This is a genomic window from Halorussus gelatinilyticus (assembly GCF_023238445.1).
Lineage (GTDB): Archaea > Halobacteriota > Halobacteria > Halobacteriales > Haladaptataceae > Halorussus > Halorussus gelatinilyticus.
Genome location: NZ_CP096658.1, coordinates 1175686 through 1188634 on the forward strand (window position 1 = coordinate 1175686; position 12949 = coordinate 1188634).

Genomic DNA, 12949 nt, shown 5'->3' on the forward strand with positions numbered 1-12949 from the left:
CGATTTAACTGTCGGCTGTTCATCGTTTCGGTGTGTTCAGCGCACTACTGGTCCTCGGCGTCGCGGTCGCGGTCTTCGTCGGGTTCAACATCGGCGGTTCCTCGACCGGCGTCGCCTTCGGTCCCGCGGTCGGCAGCGGCGTGACCTCGAAGGTCGCGGCCGCCGCCCTGATGTCCGGGTTCGCCCTCCTCGGCGGCGCGACCGTCGGGCGAGGCGTCATCAAGACGTTGGGCGGTCGAGTCGTCGCGGCGAGTCACTTCAACCTCGCGGCGGGCGTGGTGGTCCTGTTCTTCGTCGGGGTCGCCCTCCTCGTGTCGAACCTGTTCGGCGTGCCCGCCTCCACCTCGATGACCGCGGTGGGAGCCATCGCGGGAATGGGCTTGGCCGGCGGCTTCCTCCGGTGGGCGAAGGTCGGCGAAATCGTCTCGTGGTGGCTCGTCTCGCCGATTCTCGCGTTCTGGACCTGCGCGGTCGTGGGTCGGTACCTCTACCCCCACCTCGCGGCCAGATTCAGCATCGAGCGGTCGTCGGGGCCGTTGCTGGACTGGCGGGACCTGCCGGTCGGGTCGGTCCCCGTCGGTCCGGCCGACGGAACGACCCGCGGGGAACTGGTCGGGAACGGTCTCGTGGTCGCTATCGGCTGTTACATGGCGTTCTCCGCGGGCGCGAGCAACGTGGCCAACGCGGTCGCACCGCTGTACGGCGCGCGGGCGCTCGGCGGCGAGATGCTCCCCTACGTCGCTATCGGGGCCAGCGCCCTCGCCGTCGGTTCGTTCACCATCGCGCGCCGGACGCTCGACACCGTGGGCAACGACCTCACCGACCTCCCGCTGGTCGCCGCGCTCGTCGTCGAGACGGTCAGCGCAAGCCTCATCGGCTTCCTCTCGCACATCGACATTCCGGCGAGCCTCGCGGTGAGCGCGACGATGAGCATCGTGGGTCTGGGTTGGGGCCGAGCGTCGCGCTCGAAGACCGTCACGGACGTCGCCGGAGCGGCGATAACCGGCGAGAGCGCCGCGAGCGACGCCGCCGAACCGATGGCGAACGGGACGGGTCGGCGGGCCGGAGACGAAGCGAGCGACGGGACGGGGCGACCCGAGGAAGTCGCCCCCATCGGCGAGGAGTCCGGCGAATCGAACGCCAGCGACCACTTCGACGCGGCGGCGACCGCCCGCGTCGTCTTCCTCTGGATTCTCACGCCGTCGCTCTCCGCGACGGCCTCGTACCTCCTGTTTACCGCCGTCCCGCTCTATACATCGTGACCGTCAGTTCGGGAGGTCTCGAAGTCGCCACCGCGACCGACGCCGGGAGGTCGAAAACCGGTACGATTTAACGGCCGACGCGTCTTCGTACAGGTGTGATCAGCGTACTCCTACTCGTCGGTCTCGCGGTCGCGGTCTTCGTCGGGTTCAACATCGGTGGTTCCTCGACCGGCGTCGCCTTCGGTCCCGCGGTCGGCAGCGGCGTCCTCTCGAAACTCGGTGCCGCCGCGTTGATGGCGAGTTTCGCACTGCTGGGCGGGTGGACGGTCGGCCGGAACGTCGTGGCGACGATGGGCGGCGAAATCGTCCCCTCGACGCTGTTTACGCTTCCGGCGAGCGTCGGCGTACTCTTCTTCGTCGGGCTGGCGTTGCTGGTCTCGAACCTGTTCGGCGTGCCCGCCTCCACCTCGATGACCGCCGTGGGTGCCATCGCCGGACTCGGCGTCGCGGCCGGCGACATCAACTGGGGCGTGATGGGCGGCATCGTCTCGTGGTGGCTCGTCGCGCCCATCGTCGCGTTCTGGGTCTGTGCGGTCATCGGGCGGTACCTCTACCCGTATCTGGACGTGTGGTTCCGCATCGACCGGACGGAAGGCCCCCTGTTCGAGTACAACCGCGTGGCGTCGATTCCCTATCCGGTTCCGAGCGCGACGACGAATCGCCGCGAGTTGATCAGCAGCGTCCTCGTGGTCGTCATCGGCTGTTACATGGCGTTCTCCGCGGGCGCGAGCAACGTGGCCAACGCGGTCGCACCGCTCGTGGGGAGCGGCGAGTTGGGCATCAATCAGGGTATCCTGCTGGCCGCGGGAGCCATCGCGGTCGGCGCGTTCACCATCGCTCGCCGGACGCTCGACACCGTGGGCAACGACCTCACCGACCTGCCCCTGCTGGCCGCGCTCATCGTCGAGGTCGTCTCGGCGTCGCTCATCACGTTCCTGTCGTACCTCGGGATTCCGGCGAGTCTCGCAGTGAGCGCGACGATGTGCATCATCGGTCTCGGGTGGGGCCGGGCGACTCGCACCGTCAAGGTCCGGGACGCCGCGGCCGCCGCGGTCCGCGGCGAGGGCGAGGAGAGAAGCGAATCCGGCGAGGGCGGCTCGAAGATGTCGGTGGACGCGCTGACCGCCGAACCCGACGACGAAGTGCAGAAAATCGGCGAGGAGGACCCCGACGAACTCCAGACGAAGGACCTGTTCGACCCGGCCTCGACCGGTCGCGTCATCATGCTCTGGATTCTGACGCCGAGCGTCTCGGCGTTGGCGTCGTTCCTCCTGTTCGAGTTCTTCCCGATTTATCGCTAACGTCCGGGCGTCTCGGGGGAAAACAATAACTACTAACCATGTCGCGGCCGAACCTCCGGGTGATGCCTACCGTAGAATACCTCAACTACGAAGTGCTGGACGACCAGGGCTGGGACATGGACGACGACGACCTCTTCGAGGAGGCCGCCGACGCGGACCTCGGCGACGAGGACTACGGCACGCTCGACGTCGCCGAAGGCGAGTACATCCTCGAAGCCGCGGAGGCGCAGGGCTACGACTGGCCCTTCTCGTGCCGCGCCGGTGCCTGTGCGAACTGCGCCGCCATCGTCAAAGAGGGCGAAATCGACATGGACATGCAGCAGATCCTCTCGGACGAAGAGGTCGAGGACAAGAACGTCCGCCTGACCTGCATCGGTAGCGCGGCGACCGACGAGGTCCGCATCGTCTACAACGCCAAGCACCTCGACTACCTCCAGAACCGCGTCATCTAATCAACAGCGTAAAACGTTCGTTAAACAGACACGGTGTTCAGCAGAATCGAATCACCCCCGATTCTGTGTTTTTACCGCCAGATAGCCTCTGCATCGTACAAACTTCTCTGAGTAGCAACTGCCTCAGCAGAACCAATATCCACACTACTGTTTGAAGCATTAGTAGCCACGGGTATTCAACACATCATCGATGGCACTGGGGCGCATTGAGAACACAGGTAGTTTCGAATAGGGGGTTGTCGCAATAGTAGTTAATACTGACGGGAGAAGTAATTCTTATCCTGCAATCCGCCATTCCGGGGAAGTGTGCTTCTGGGTCGCACTGGTGGGAGGGAACCGACGCGGGACGAAGAACTGATAACTATGGTTACGCTGTATTCGAAACAATATGGGTATCCGGTTCATTGGCCACAAACAAAAACTGGTCTCTGAGATCGTCTCTGTTATCGATTCTACTGTGGGGCAGTCTACTCGTATCGGCGATCTTTTTACCGGTACAGGCAGTGTTGCAGCAGGTTTGAAGCAATCAGGACATTCCGTTGTTGCTAATGACCTACTCACCCACTGTTGCCTCTCTGCACGCGCCCAACTCTGCAATCCACCCCAACCAGCATTTGAGATGCTGCTTGAGGAAGCACCTGAGGTCAGTGAAGTTAGCAACCAATTCATACAGCGTTCGGGATATACACAGACGTTGTCATACTTGAATCAGGTTGAGGGCATTCCTGGTTTCGTGTACTCTACCTATTCTCCGGGAGGAACTGCCGACCGAGAGGAGCCAAGACAGTATTTCACGAACGAAAACGCGAAGCAGATTGATGCAATTCGGCAGAGGGTACATCAGTGGCACAACGACGGGATAATCAGCGATGATGAGCACGCGCTCTTGATCTACGATCTTATTCAGGCCACAAATGAGGTTGCTAATACGGCCGGAACCTATGGTGCGTTCCTGAAATCATGGTATGAGCGCGCAAAAGAATCGTTGGAATTGACGCCCTCGGAGATTCCTGATGGACCACTTGATCACAAGATCTTCCAACAGGACGCGAATAAATTAGCTACCGATCTTTCAGTTCCAGCTGTTTATCTTGACCCACCGTACACGAAGCGACAATATGCCTCGTACTACCATCTTCCTGAGACAATCTCACAGAAAACGAACCCATCTGTGTCTGGGAAAACCGGCTTACCGGATTGGAAGCCAAAGAGCTCTGACTACTGCCATAAGCGCAGAGCTGGTGGGAAGTTGGATGGTCTCTTATCTAACCTTGATACAGAGTACGTGTTCCTCAGTTACAGCGATGAAGGACACATAACTCCTGACGAACTTAACAATATTCTCACTAACCATGGGTCTGTAGAACTCCATACATTTGATCATCAACGGTACAAAAGCAACACAGAAGCGAAATCGGGCGATCTAACTGAAGCGTTGTATGTGGTGGAGTTGGCTTAGCCGACTCCGGCCAAATTTATATTGGTAGGCTTATTGTTGACATCTTATGGACACACGTCACGTGGATCAGGTTCTCTGGAAATTTCTAACGAGGACCGACTACTCAGCAATGAACGGGCTGTACGCAGGTCAGGGAGGAGGGTCTGCCAAGCACATCACACTCCCTCCTTCGAAAAAAGAGGAGATTGCGGACTTCTTCGACGTATCCCCGTTCCCCCCTAGCGGACAGAAAGTAATTGACAAAAATCTAAGGGTTGAACCCGTGGACGATGTCCCCGGGTCTGAAGGACCGATCAAGATCACCTGTAAATTGGACAGACGGGGTGGCGAATGGCGAATTGCAGATCAGGACCAAAATCGATACGTACTCTGGTCATCAGACTACGGTTTTCCGAGCCCAGATGAGATTCCGTGGGACGATGATGATTATTACGATATTGATCCACCAATTATCTATTTTGTCAAAGACACATCTGGTAACTTCCATGCCCGGGCAGCGACTGATACCTCGCCAGAAACATTGAGGCGTTTCCCACCTGAGCTGGCACATCAGTGGGATTCGGCTGGAAAGCGTAATAACTTCGGAATTGTTAGATTCACGGACGTGACTTTGGAGGATGCATCAAATATCAATGAGTAGGATTAGTGTGACCACCCTTCGAGATCGGTTAGCATCCAATCACAACGTCTTGTTATATGGTCCACCAGGAACAGGAAAGACAGATCTCATGCTCAAGCTCCAGAATGAGCTGGAGTCTGGGTCAGAGGCAGAACAAGAACCCAGTAAGGTGTTCGATTCTTCTTCAATCGAAGCACCATTTGAGACTGGTGAACCCTCTGGTGATGATCGTGACTTTCCAGGGGAGGTGAAAACAGCTTGGCTTACCTTTCACGAAAGTACGACACACGAAGAATTTATCGTAGGGTTACGGCCACAACCTACTGATGGTGGAGTTAGCTTAGAGCCCCGTGCTGGTATCCTGCTCTCGTTGGCAGAACATGCTCGGAATGGGAATACCAGCGTGATCTTTATTGACGAAATTAACCGGGCTAACGTCTCGAAAGTATTTGGTCAATTCATCACGCTGATGGAACCTGACAAGCGTCTTGATACGGACGGTGATCAACAACAATCCACTGTCGGGATTACTTTCCAACAGCTTGACGATGGAGACGAGGTGAAGAATCCGTGGGGAGACGATTTTACAATCGAATTTCCGTTCCATCTCCCTCAGAACCTGTATTTAGTTGCATCAATGAACTCTCTTGACCGATCAACGGCACCTCTAGATTCAGCTCTCGCTCGCCGCTTCGATCAGGTGAGCGTTGAACCAGACTATACAGCGCTTGCGGACCATCTCGGAACTGACGCTGTTACTGGGGTGGAATTATCGCCAGATCCACAGTCTGTATCGCCTGAAAAGATCGCTATTGCTCTTCTTTGGCGAACAAACCAGTTCTTGCGGAGCGTATACGGCGACGACTTTCAGCTTGGACCCGGATACGTGTGGTCTGTCGGAGAGGCAGATTCTGACACAGAGGCCATAGAAGAACTTGCTGTGGCTTGGGATAGCCGAATTCTGCCCAAGCTTCGTGAAGTCTTCCGGTCCCGTGAGGATCAACTAGCGACACTACTGAAGGCAGATGAGTCTCTTAATGGCATGAATAACCCATATCATCGTGACGAAATTCCCGCCGAATGGGGCAAGGTCGGAGCTGATGGTCCACTTCAACTACCGGATCTTCGTAATTTGGACACCGCTGATCAGCGAACAGTCCTTCATGGCCTTGCGCGATCTGACTGAGACGAACAATGGTCCTTGTCCAAGAGTACGGCGACCCAGTCCAGATTAGAGGTAATCCAAGTCAGTTAGCTGAAGCATTTGACTATGCGGAGGAGCACTGGGCTGCTCGATTGGGAACAAGCGACGTCTTTGACGTGACGGTAATCCCAAATGGTGTTGAAATCAGACCACTTGGAGTCACGGGACAGGTCACCGTAGCTGGTGATAGTATAGAGATTGTCCCGAAATATTTGTTCCCAGAAGAGGTGGACAATTGGCATGGAAGTGTTGCTGACATTCTAGCGTTCTCTCAGACAGAGAGCTTTGACTTAGTAAGTTCAGCCACGGGTGAAAGAGATGTCTCTACTTTCGTCGATCTGCTGGCAGGGGCATTTGCTGACCAGTTACGAGATGGTCTTCGCCATGGCCTTCCGACAGAATATGTCCGTAGAAAGGAGACTGCAGGTGCCGTAAGAGGACGTCTCGTTATCGAAGACTTGTACCCTCAGGTGCTGAAAGACCCAACTAAAGTGGTTTCCGAGTCTGATGAACTATCTGTAGATACAATACTCGGGAGGGTACTTCGGTGGGCCGCCAATGAATACGCACATCTCACGACTGATCCGTCTGTACGAAGCAGATTGCTGGAGTTAGAGACTAGACTGTCAGAAGCTAGTAAGCAACCACCAAGCTTGGCCCAATTGGATCGATTATTTATCCCACCCCAATATCGCCGTTTTGAACGGGCAGTTGAGCTCGCCATTTGGCTAAGGCGGAACGAAGGACCCTCACTCCGAAGTGACGAGCTGGATCTTCAGGGAGTATTGATAAGCACACATGATCTGTATCAGGATTTTGTTGATGCTTGTCTAAGTTACATCTCCCGTGACGAAGATTGGAAATTCACGTCTGAACCTCCGACTCATGTCTCCACAACACCATCAAATCTGACTGCGTATCCCGACCACGTCTTGCAGACTTCTCAGGGAGATCTCCTACTTGATTCGAAATACGTGGTTTCAGCCGACTGGGACCAACCAGACAACCGGGGTGAGAAGCGACCCGACCTCAGCGAAGTCTACCAAGTAATGGCAGCCGGAAGAGCGCGAGAGATTGAGGACGTCGGTCTCGTATATCCTTCGGTGTCAGACCAATACACTGGGCCATGGTCCATTCAGGGTGCTGGAAATCCTCTTAGGATACATCTGGTCGAAATTGACCCTTCCTCATTCAAATTCAGGAATATCGAAAGGTTCACCGAGTCGATACAGACAGAGATTCATTCGATTGTTCACGGCTAAACTCGTCAGAGAGCGATCGATAGACGTCCAGCACTTGTGACTTGTACTCGAACTCTCCATCTCCGCGACGGCGAAGTGCTCCGAAACTATTGATAATATGATTCACGTCAGTCTCTGTGAGCTCATAGAGGTGAAAGAAGAGCCCATCAAGCTCTGCCCGGAGTTCCGTTCTTCGTTCGGAATCCCAATCATAGGGCGTTGATTGGAAGCCAAGATCATCACCCCACGAATCCAGGTCATGGGCGGTGTATGTCAGCTCTGCCACTCGCTCGCTTATCCAGTCTACCATTGGCTCACCTCGAATCGTTTGCCCTCGATACACTTCTGGAGAGAGAACTGGCGTCTGCCTCACAATATACCAGTTGAGGGTGACATTCCCAATCTTCTGACGGCACGCAAAGTCGTACGCCATTGAATTGAGATTCGTCAGCAAACATGCCACCTCTCTGGCGGGACGAGAAGTAAGCAACAGGGGGAATTTGTTGCCCACCGCTGTATGGGGGAGAACAGAAGCAATCATAGTCCGAGAGTTCGTCGCGCTGGTAATATCCTTGAACCCGATAAACCACTCATGTGGGTAATCACCTGGAGTTGCAGCATCAACGGACTCGGACGGGAGATAATACCGAGCATTCACGGTGAAATCGGGGTTGGATAAGTTCGTCTCTTTGGTGGGCTCTTTCGTCCCAGATCGGAACAGGTTGCCGTCAGCGTCCTTCGCGTGAGATTTCCGATGATTGTACTGTCCCACCATACGACCCTCATACAACCGCTTGTACGTCTCATCGCCCATGTTGATGTCGCCATTTCTCTCTCGTGTTCCGTCTGAAAGTTCATTGATTGAGATGAACTGATCTGAGTCTGTAGACATATCGAACATCCTCTTATACGTGACGCCCCACGGATTGGTGTTCTCCGCTTCTTCGTCTCCTTCCTCACCTACAAATATCGGTGAAATATCGTGCTGCTTCTGAAGGATTTCGAGCGCTTTTCGTCCACGAACAAGAGGTGCAGTCTTTGTTATTGGATTCAACTGACCGATCTCATTCGGACTTAACTTGACGTGTCTAGATTCATCATCGATATCGGATGGCTCATGGGCAAAGAAGACGTAATCAGCCTCTTTTGACGATGGTTCGTTTGAGAGCGTAAGCAGCGAGAACCTTGTCCGTCCGTCAACATCCTCAAAGAGTTTCTCTCGGTTTTCAAAGTCGTACAGGGAGACCAATTTACCTTGTGTCGTAAGATGCTCGAAGAAGTCACTGGTGTAGTAGTCCGTCGCAATCCCTGTGGGGACAATAAACGCACAGTAGCCGCTCTCTGAAATTATCTGCAACGAACGTTCGACGAACAAACTATACAAGTTTAGCATTCCCACGTTGGTCCATTCGTAATCAACAGAATCCCGGATCTCGTCGGCGTATTTTTTTGCTTGGTCTCGTGCCTGTTGTAGGTCGGTTTGCACGCTCTCATACCGCTCTCCGGCGATTTGATCCCCTCGCTCTGCAGATGTGCCAACCTCTGCAAGCTTTGGCTGTCTCGCCGCAAGGAACTCTCTAGTCTGCACTTTAACCCGCTCCCAAGGTGGATTCGTCACTACGATATCAAACCCATCGTTCGAACTGAAGACCTGATCAAACTCCTGCCCCCAGTTAATAGGACGTAGTTGCTCACGATAGGTGGTTCCGTTTTCGGCAGATTCTATACTTGAAAGACGTTGTTGTCTGACCGAACCTTGGAGAGAGTCTCCGACGACGAATCGATCCGGGCTAGGACCCAGTTCCGAGGCGGCAAAACCGCCTTCAGCCCAGAGAACCGCCAAACAAGCTTCTCGGGAGAGCCGGTTAGCATCTGCCCCATAAAATGCATTTTCTACGATGAGCTGGTTGGCCTCGGTTAGATCATCCGAATCGGGGTCACTAGACCCCGCGATTGATGTTGCAATAACAGGTGCTAGCACCTCAAGAACACCAAGTAGCATACTGCCGGATCCACAGGCTGGATCCACAATACTTAATGACGAAACTACGTTTCCTATGTCCTCAGCATCAACACGTTCGAAATCATCCATACCGCCCGGCCAGCAATTATGTTCTTGGCATCGTTCTCGGACCTTCCGTTCGGTAGCTGGCCTAACAGCTCGTTTTGCTAACTCAATCGGTGTGAGATATGTCCCAGAGACTCTTCGATCGTCATTAGCTGATTCATAGTGCAGTTCGTCTACGTCGGGATTAGGTTGGTACTCAGTGAACGATTCCAGAGCATTGCTGATTGGATCAAATGCGTTTGGCTCTTTGGATTCCCAATTGTTGGTATGAGCAGAAAGTACCTGCTCAACAGGTAAACTAGTAGCGTCAATCGAACCCGTACGGAAGAGTGGATTTAGAGCATGTTTCTTATTCGACAGCGCAGCGTCTCTGAGGTCAATCCATGTTGTATAGGGATCTACACCCTGCTGTGTAGCGTGTGTAACGCTAACTATTGATTGAAGCGTAACTCGTTTACAGTCTTGCTCGATCGACTCGAAACTCTGTTCACCATCGCCAACCTGATCGATGGCGGACGCTACATACGTGGAGAGTGCATCAACCGCAGGAGGGAGATTTTTGCTTTCTACCATATGTGACGTGGGGTCTGCTCTGGAATATCTTAGACGTAGATTCGGCTAAAAGGTATGGATTATTGGAAAGCAGTGGTGAGGTCTCATACCACTAACCCGAATACCCGGCCACCACGCCGGGTCCGATCAGGCGTCCCTCGGCCACCACACCGAGGGATTCACTCTCTCTTTTGGGAACTGGTTCACATGGCTGATCGACCAGCATGCGTCGACGTCTCCCTACATACTTCAATGCATGCAAATCTCTTGATGTAGATTTGATCTGTTGAAATCCCATTCTTTAGTTATCTTCTCATCTGAAACGACTTGTCGCTGAATATTACGAACTGACCGCGAGCATTCGCGTGAGCGGAGCGAGCGCGATTCTGCCTTTTTCACCATGTTTTTCGAGGATTCGTGTTACGCGCGTAACACCGAAACACTCTGGAATCACTGTCGCCCGTTCCCGCCCGCTCTCCCGATCGTAACACCGAACTCACCGTTTCTCATCATCGGGTATCGTGGCGTTCCCGCCCATCGGCAGGACAGTCCCGTCAATTTCTTCTCGCTTCATCCGTTCCTCTTCTGCTAACGCGAACGTCGTGTACAGCAGCGCTGCGCGAGCTAATCGCAGCATTTCCACCGTCACCTCTCGCAACTCTTTCTCACCGACCGGGTAGTACTGCGTGTCTTGCAACCAACTTCTGTCCGGGGGTTCGGACACGATCCCATCACGGTACACTTTAAGATAGTCGTGCTCGATCGCATTCCGGAGGTCTCGGAGTTCATGCGCGACCACAACCGGCGACTCGTCGTCGTTCTGCCCGGAGTCTTCATGGAAATCTTTCCTGAGCCAGAACAACGCGTTCAACGCCCAGTTATCCGAGTCCACGAACTGTTCTTCTAACCCCTTACTGTAGTGCCCACGGTTGTACCATACTGACCGGAATGACGGGTCGTCGTGTCCGAGATCGTAGTACTCGTTGATGATGACGGCGATTTTATCGAATACGGAGTACGCCGTTCGGAACGCGGATTTGATTTGCTCGGTTCGGTACCCGTACACGGAGTAATCGAGCGTATCTTGCAGCGTGACATTCCTATCAGAGGAATGCCCGACTGATCTCATCCACCCTTCATAATACATGTACCGCGCGGACACGAACTCCTGTTTGATCTGGTTGAATACACCGGGATACGGAAATTCCTCTCCATCGGGCATGATCATTCCCGGGAGTGTGACAGGGTCGTGCGCGACGAATGAGTGCATTGAGATATCGTTCAACGGGTTCAGGTACAACCGGTTGTTGAGCACCCACTCGTGGTACTTGACGTCGAATTTCCCGTCACCGAGCTCGTACTCGTCTTCAGTTTCGATCGTTAACTGGTCGTCGGCGAACTGTTCGATAGACTCCATCCCGGCTCGGAATCGTGTCTTGGCTTGCGGGTACACGTCGTCAGCGTTCTGCAACGCGGCTTCGTAATCGGTGTACGCTGAGTGGAGGATCCGGGCGGCGTACGATTGTGACGGTACCAGGCTAGCGTAGTACTGTTTCGTGATTGCGCGTTTGCCGAGCGCCATGCCGTGTTCCGGATTGATTTCAACGGCTTTGTGATGCCAGTGCAGTGCTTCGCATACCCTTCCGGTTCTGGCGAGGTACCCGGCGAAATTCGTGTACCGTTGGAGTTGTTGTGTGGGTGTGACGTCGGTGTCGTATTCGTCGCTGACGCTAGCTCTGGCATGCCCGATCGCGTTTAACAGGTCGGTAGATTCGAAGAACGTGTGTTGCGTATCGTCGCCGGTGACGGTGTGTCGGAGCGAGTACGCGTTCGCTAATTGGTAGTGTCGAATCGCTTCGTGTGCCGGTGACAAGGCGTCAGTGTCGGGGAACGTTTCGGTGTGCAATTCGATGATGCGATCTAACCCGTCTTGCCGTTGCAGGTCTTCCGACAGGTTGTACAGCACGCCGGTGAGGTGTAGTCGCGTTTCATCGTGGAGCTCCGCCCAGTCTGCATCGTCTGCGTTGACGAGGGTAGTGTACGCGGCGTCTGGATTCTCGATACCACGGTTCACGTGGATGTGTTCGGAAAGGTCCTGAAGATTATCTGGGACGTCAGGCATGGTGTAGTCTCACGGTGCAGTGAACGTGAGCTTTCGGCATATTGAAGCGCTATTTTTAGATACAACTTTGGATGAAACAGTCTGTCGATAGAGACTGCGAACTGTATCAGAGGATGTTCTCCTTCTGAAGCGACACGTACATGGGCGATAAACTGGTTTGAGAATCCAATCAACCCCCAAGGATATAGGCAGATCCAGGCACGCTGCTTGGAAGTTTCAATTCAACTTTGTCTTTTGTTATTCTGGTACCCACAGTCAACTGGTTGAATTCAGGGACAAATCTGCCAACCTCTACAGGACCATACTTCTGTAGGGCATCGTCAAATGCATCTGGTGAATGAGCAGGGGTGTATTTTCCAGGGACAACACAAACTACGTGACAGAATTTTCCTGTCCCAAGAATAACATCGAGCTTTCGGTATAATGCTGCCAATCTGCTTCGGTAGTAGATCTCGAAAACGACTGGTTCCGGTTCCTCGATATATACATCAGCGGTCATCGAGCCATTGCCTTTGGTGATTTGCGATTCGATTTGAACGGAATCTCGATTGTACCCCAGCTGATTACAGGCCGTTTTGATTGCGAGTTCACATCCCATTTGATGGACGACTGAAGTCTGTGCTCGGCTGAAGCAGTCGTCTTGGTCCCCATCGGTGTGAAGGAATTGTC

At 54.2% G+C, this 12949-nt stretch carries 10 protein-coding genes; 7 read left to right on the forward strand and 3 right to left on the reverse strand.

Annotated elements, in window-relative coordinates; all coding sequences use genetic code 11:
* Positions 1-32 precede the first annotated feature (32 nt).
* From M0R88_RS06200 to M0R88_RS06230, 7 genes are all read left to right on the forward strand, one after another.
* Entirely contained in the window at positions 33-1262 is a 1230-nt protein-coding gene (locus tag M0R88_RS06200) for an inorganic phosphate transporter (RefSeq protein ID WP_248656087.1), read from the forward strand.
* 95 nt (positions 1263-1357) lie between these two features.
* Positions 1358-2563: an inorganic phosphate transporter gene (locus M0R88_RS06205; protein WP_248656088.1), complete on the forward strand. Its 1206-nt coding sequence runs from the start codon at positions 1358-1360 to the stop codon at positions 2561-2563.
* Between the two features lie 62 nt (positions 2564-2625).
* Complete coding sequence (gene fer, locus M0R88_RS06210) at positions 2626-3015, forward strand: ferredoxin Fer (RefSeq protein ID WP_248656089.1); 390 nt, start codon at positions 2626-2628, stop codon at positions 3013-3015.
* A 388-nt stretch (positions 3016-3403) separates the two neighbouring features.
* Positions 3404-4474 carry a DNA adenine methylase gene (locus M0R88_RS06215; RefSeq protein ID WP_248651658.1) on the forward strand — a complete coding sequence of 357 codons (1071 nt, stop codon included), beginning with the start codon at positions 3404-3406 and terminating at the stop codon, positions 4472-4474.
* Positions 4475-4535: 61 nt separating this feature from the next.
* The gene (locus M0R88_RS06220) at positions 4536-5114 is read left to right on the forward strand and encodes a hypothetical protein (RefSeq protein WP_248651659.1); all 579 of its coding nucleotides are present in this window, start codon (positions 4536-4538) and stop codon (positions 5112-5114) included.
* Positions 5107-6279 carry an AAA family ATPase gene (locus M0R88_RS06225; protein WP_256468593.1) on the forward strand — a complete coding sequence of 391 codons (1173 nt, stop codon included), beginning with the start codon at positions 5107-5109 and terminating at the stop codon, positions 6277-6279. Before M0R88_RS06220 ends, M0R88_RS06225 begins: the two co-directional genes overlap by 8 nt.
* A gap of 8 nt (positions 6280-6287) precedes the next feature.
* Positions 6288-7559 carry a 5-methylcytosine restriction system specificity protein McrC gene (locus M0R88_RS06230; RefSeq protein ID WP_248656090.1) on the forward strand — a complete coding sequence of 424 codons (1272 nt, stop codon included), beginning with the start codon at positions 6288-6290 and terminating at the stop codon, positions 7557-7559.
* On the opposite strand, the gene M0R88_RS06235 is transcribed toward M0R88_RS06230, so the two are convergent.
* From M0R88_RS06235 to M0R88_RS06245, 3 genes are all read right to left on the reverse strand, one after another.
* On the reverse strand, positions 7513-10179 hold the full coding sequence (locus M0R88_RS06235) for an Eco57I restriction-modification methylase domain-containing protein (RefSeq protein WP_248656091.1): 2667 nt from the start codon (positions 10177-10179) through the stop codon (positions 7513-7515). The genes M0R88_RS06230 and M0R88_RS06235 overlap by 47 nt on opposite strands.
* 475 nt (positions 10180-10654) lie before the next feature.
* Positions 10655-12280, reverse strand: coding sequence for an LA2681 family HEPN domain-containing protein (locus M0R88_RS06240; protein WP_248656092.1), 1626 nt, complete (start codon positions 12278-12280; stop codon positions 10655-10657).
* A 169-nt stretch (positions 12281-12449) separates the two neighbouring features.
* Positions 12450-12779 carry a hypothetical protein gene (locus M0R88_RS06245; RefSeq protein WP_248651664.1) on the reverse strand — a complete coding sequence of 110 codons (330 nt, stop codon included), beginning with the start codon at positions 12777-12779 and terminating at the stop codon, positions 12450-12452.
* Positions 12780-12949 lie beyond the last annotated feature (170 nt).

What these genes read in the sequence shown, in the direction of transcription:
- fer (WP_248656089.1), top strand. Translation starts at nt 2,626, where the DNA reads ATGCCTACCGTAGAATACCTCAACTACGAAGTGCTGGACGACCAGGGC.
- M0R88_RS06225 (WP_256468593.1), top strand. Translation starts at nt 5,107, where the DNA reads ATGAGTAGGATTAGTGTGACCACCCTTCGAGATCGGTTAGCATCCAAT.
- M0R88_RS06230 (WP_248656090.1), top strand. Translation starts at nt 6,288, where the DNA reads ATGGTCCTTGTCCAAGAGTACGGCGACCCAGTCCAGATTAGAGGTAAT.
- M0R88_RS06240 (WP_248656092.1), bottom strand. Translation starts at nt 12,280, where the DNA reads ATGCCTGACGTCCCAGATAATCTTCAGGACCTTTCCGAACACATCCAC.
- M0R88_RS06215 (WP_248651658.1), top strand. Translation starts at nt 3,404, where the DNA reads ATGGGTATCCGGTTCATTGGCCACAAACAAAAACTGGTCTCTGAGATC.
- M0R88_RS06235 (WP_248656091.1), bottom strand. Translation starts at nt 10,179, where the DNA reads ATGGTAGAAAGCAAAAATCTCCCTCCTGCGGTTGATGCACTCTCCACG.
- M0R88_RS06245 (WP_248651664.1), bottom strand. Translation starts at nt 12,779, where the DNA reads ATGACCGCTGATGTATATATCGAGGAACCGGAACCAGTCGTTTTCGAG.